The following is a 1,861-nucleotide window of genomic DNA, read 5'->3' as shown; positions in this document are numbered from 1 at the left end:
TTATCAAACTCCGAATGCCATACACTTATATACGGCAGTCAGACTGTGTGAGATAAGTCTCATAGTCAAAAGGGAAACAGCCCAGACCATCCGCTAAGGTCCCAAAGTCCAGATTAAGTGGGAAAGGATGTGCAACTGCAGAAACAACCAGGATGTTGGCTTAGAAGCAGCCATACATTTAAAGAGTGCGTAATAGCTCACTGGTCGAGTGGTGGTGCGCCGAAAATGAACGGGGCTCAAATCTGGCACCGAAGCGATGGATTACTTACTGTAATGGTAGGGGAGCAATGTCTTGAGGGCGAAGCCGAACTGTAAGGTTCAGTGGACACAAGACAAGAGAGAATGTTGGCATGAGTAGCGAAAGTGAAGTGAGAATCTTCACCATCGAAAGCCCAAGGTTTCCTGAGGAAGGTTCGTCCGCTCAGGGTAAGTCGGGGCCTAAGCCGAGGCGAGAAGCGTAGGCGATGGACAACAGGTTGAAATTCCTGTACCACCTTTAATTGTTTGAGAGATGGAGTGACACAGAAGGATAAGCGAACCCAGCGGTTGGAAAAGCTGGGCCAAGCGTCAAGGCTGAATTGGGAGGCAAATCCCCCGATTCATAAGGCTGAGGCGTGACGGGGAACGAAAAATAAGTAGGGAAGTCGCTGATTTCACGCTGTCAAGAAAAGCTTCTATTGAGAGAGAAGGTGCCCGTACCGTAAACCGACACAGGTAGGCGAGGAGAGAATCCTAAGATGAGCGGGAGAAGTGTTGTTAAGGAACTCGGCAAAATGACTCCGTAACTTCGGGAGAAGGAGTGCCCCCTCAGGGGGGCCGCAGAGAAGAGGCTCAAGCGACTGTTTAGCAAAAACACAGGTCTCTGCTAAATCGAAAGATGATGTATAGGGGCTGACGCCTGCCCGGTGCTGGAAGGTTAAGAGGAGTGCTTAGCAGCAATGCGAAGGTGCGAATTTAAGCCCCAGTAAACGGCGGCCGTAACTATAACGGTCCTAAGGTAGCGAAATTCCTTGTCAGGTAAGTTCTGACCCGCACGAAAGGCGTAACGATTTGAGCGCTGTCTCAACAACACACCCGGTGAAATTGTAGTACTCGTGAAGATGCGAGTTACCCGCGACAGGACGGAAAGACCCCGTAGAGCTTTACTGCAATCTGGCATTGAGTTTTGGTAGTAGACGTACAGGATAGGTGGGAGGCTGAGAATTTGGGACGCTAGTTTCGAAGGAGCCAAGCTTGGGATACCACCCTTGTACTATCGGAATTCTAACGAGTGGCCGTAATCCGGTCATCGGACAGTGTCAGACGGGCAGTTTGACTGGGGCGGTCGCCTCCTAAAAAGTATCGGAGGCGCCCAAAGTTACCTTCAGGATGGTTGGAAACCATCTCTTAGAGTGCAAAGGCAAAAAGGTGATTGACTGCGAGAGAGACATCTCGAGCAGAGACGAAAGTCGGGCTTAGTGATCCGGTGGTTCCGAGTGGAAGGGCCATCGCTCAACGGATAAAAGCTACCTCGGGGATAACAGGCTTATCTCCCCCAAGAGTCCACATCGACGGGGAGGTTTGGCACCTCGATGTCGGCTCGTCTCATCCTGGGGCTGAAGCAGGTCCCAAGGGTTGGGCTGTTCGCCCATTAAAGAGGCACGCGAGCTGGGTTCAGAACGTCGTGAGACAGTTCGGTCCCTATCCGTCGTGGGCGTTAGATATTTGAGAAGAGCTATTCCTAGTACGAGAGGACCGGAATGGACAAACCACTGGTGCACCAGTTGTTCCGCCAGGAGCATAGCTGGGTAGCTAAGTTTGGAAAGGATAAGTGCTGAAGGCATCTAAGCACGAAGCCCCCTTCAAGATAAGATATCTCACC

The 1,861-nt window shown here is 51.3% G+C and carries 1 rRNA gene; it reads left to right on the top strand.

What is annotated here, in order from left to right:
* Positions 1-1,861: ribosomal RNA gene (locus tag FZC40_RS16860) — 23S ribosomal RNA — on the top strand; the annotation flags it as partial.

Source organism: Acetobacterium tundrae (assembly GCF_008086615.1).
GTDB classification, from domain to species: domain Bacteria; phylum Bacillota; class Clostridia; order Eubacteriales; family Eubacteriaceae; genus Acetobacterium; species Acetobacterium tundrae.
Note: the sequence above shows the minus strand (reverse complement) of the source record. Positions and strands in the feature narration are given on the sequence as shown.